The organism is Rhizobacter sp. P3_B12, from assembly GCF_056402895.1.
This window is the reverse complement of record NZ_JBFUGN010000944.1, coordinates 1-2,392: the sequence shown is the minus strand read 5'-3', so window position 1 is coordinate 2,392 and position 2,392 is coordinate 1. Positions and strand designations below refer to the sequence as shown.

3 protein-coding genes are annotated in these 2,392 nt (G+C 69.8%); 1 reads left to right on the top strand and 2 read right to left on the bottom strand.

The genetic code is table 11. The features are described 5' to 3' along the window. Positions 1-66 precede the first annotated feature (66 nt). Positions 67-1,083, bottom strand: coding sequence for a DUF6531 domain-containing protein (locus AC1D01_RS30475; RefSeq protein ID WP_477873098.1), 1,017 nt, complete (start codon positions 1,081-1,083; stop codon positions 67-69). A gap of 34 nt (positions 1,084-1,117) precedes the next feature. On the opposite strand from AC1D01_RS30475, the gene AC1D01_RS30470 reads away from it, so the two are divergent. Continuing rightward, positions 1,118-1,387, top strand: coding sequence for a hypothetical protein (locus tag AC1D01_RS30470; protein ID WP_477873096.1), 270 nt, complete (start codon positions 1,118-1,120; stop codon positions 1,385-1,387). A 19-nt stretch (positions 1,388-1,406) separates the two neighbouring features. Here the strand turns inward: AC1D01_RS30470 and AC1D01_RS30465 are convergent. Further along, the coding region (locus tag AC1D01_RS30465; protein WP_477873094.1) for an aminotransferase-like domain-containing protein at positions 1,407-2,392 on the bottom strand (986 nt) is incomplete at its 5' end.

Sequence of the window (2,392 nt, the reverse complement as noted above, 5' to 3'; positions counted from 1 at the left end):
CGCAAGCACGGTTCGGTCGACACCGCCGTCACGTTCTGAACTCGTCGCGCGTCCGCTGTCGTCGAACTACCAGCTGGCGTGGCGTGCACCGTTCTGATCCTGCAAGCCCGTGAGTGCGCCCGGGAGCTGGTTCAGCTCGTGCAGGTAGGCTTTGGAGGCGCCGGCCGCGTCGGCCACGCGGCTCAGCGTCGAGATCCCGTTCGTTCTGACGTAGGCGTAGCGCGTCGTGGCACCTGCAACGTCTCGCAGCCAGGAGAGCCGGCCGTCGGCGTCGTAGCCGAGCGCGAGGCTGCGGCCGAAGGCGTCGTCCACCGTTGCCACGCGCCCCGCTGAATCGCGCGTGACGCGAGTCGTGTCGCCGCTCGCCGAGGTGATGCTCAGCAGCCGGCCTTGCGCATCGTAGATTTCGAGTTCGTTCGCTTCCGATCGATAGCGCCAGCCGTCCGGCAGAGTCTCCAGCGTCGATGCGTCCGTCGCATCCGGCGACCACCTGCCACCCGAGGCTTCGAAGCGCAGCGCCCTGCCGCTGCCGCGAATGACGTTGGCCTGCGTCGCTGCGCCATTCGAAGGCAAGGCCTCGATGCTGCGGGAAAAGCTGTGCTGCCAGCCGAGGCCGAGGATACCTTCCGTGCTGCCGGCGCTGCTGTAGAACCGCTGGAAGGCGAGCCCCCTCGAACGAGGCGCCAGGTAGTCGGCGTCGACCTGGAAGCTCTGGCCGGTCGCGATCACGATGGGGTCGCCGGCCAACGGGCGCGAGGTGCTGCTGCAGTCGTCGGCCGGGCGATCGTCTGGTGTGTTCCGGGCCGTCGCGAGCGCAGCCTTCTTGAAGCGGCCGTAGACCGCGATGGCGTCGCCGTTCTTTCGAACGACGAAGGTCGAGAACTGCAGTGCGTAGAACTTGTCGCTGTGTGTGGTGGCAGCGATGCCGCGCAGGTGGGCATCCACCTTGGTCAACACCTGGGCGAGGGCGTCGTCGGCACTGCTCGCGCAGCCGACGATCGTATCGTTGGGATAGTCGCGGTACCCGAATGGGGAGGGCACGCGCTGGCTCCCCAGAGAGCAGGCAAAGCGCTCGATGCTCACCGGCCCGATCTGGTAGAGGCGGTCGGTGGCGTCGTTGATCCAGCTGATGAACGCGGGATCCTGGAAGGTGCTCGCGACCTGGATCTCGGCATGCAGGCTGTTCTGCGCGCACAGCAACGCAGCGATGATCGTGAGCAAGGTGGCGCGCTGCAACAAGCGCGAAGAAGAATGGTGGGTCGGCACGGGAGGGGTGTCGCGGCGCGACAGGGCGATGGGGGCTGCAGTAGAGCAATCCCCTCACCGCACCGGTAGTGGCCATCTGGACCGCTTGCAAATCCTGAATGTGCAGGGCCGTTTCGCGTGAGCCGGGCGTCTGCCGACCGCTATGCCTTCGCGCGCGCCAGCTGCGACAACTTCCTGACCAGCGCCTCGAAGCGCTCTGCCGAGGTGTTGCCATACCCGAGCACGAGCCCGTTGTCCTCGGCCGCGGGCTGCAGCGCGAAGCTCGACAGCGCCGCCGGTGCCATGCCCTGGCGCAGTGCGGCGGCGGCAATGCGGGTGTCGGGGCAGTCGCTCGGCAAGCGCACGGTCAGGTGCATGCCGCCCTGGCCGCCGGCGATCTCGTGCGGCACGCGCAGGTGGCGCGACAGCGCATCGCGCAGCGCGACCTGCCGCTCGCGGTACAGCCGGCGCATGCGGCCGAGGTGCCGGCCGAAGGCGCCGCTCTCGATGAACTCGCCGAGCGCCAGCTGCTCGTGGCGGTGGCCGCCGCGCAGCAGCTGCCCGAGCGGTGCCTGCAGGCGCGCAGCGAGTGCTTCGGGCAGCACCAGGAAGCCGAGCCGCAGCGACGGGAACATCGTCTTGCTGAAGGTGCCCACGTACAGCACCGGCGCCTGCGCCACCAGGCCCTGCATCGCGCCGATCGGGTCCCCGGCGTGGCGGAAATCGCTGTCGTAGTCGTCCTCGATGATCCAGGTGCCGTGGCGCTGCGCGTTGGCGATCAGTTCGAGCCGGCGCGCGGCGCTCATCACCGCGCCCGACGGGTACTGGTGCGACGGCGTCGTGTAGATGAGCCGGGGCGGCCGCGCGGCCCAGTCGCTCGTGGGCACGCACAGCCCCTCGGCATCGACACGCATCGGCACGAGCTGCAGGTCGGCCGCATGCATCGCCGTGCGGGCCCCGCGGTAGCCGGGGTCTTCGACCCACGCGGTGTCGCCGGGGTTCGTCAGCAGGCGCGCACACAGCGCCAGCGCTTCCATCGCGCCCTCGGTGACGACCACTTGCGCGGGCTCGCAGCGCACGCCGCGGGCCACGCCCAGGTGGCGGGCGATCGCGTGGCGCAGCGCCGGCTCGCCGAGCGGATCGCCGT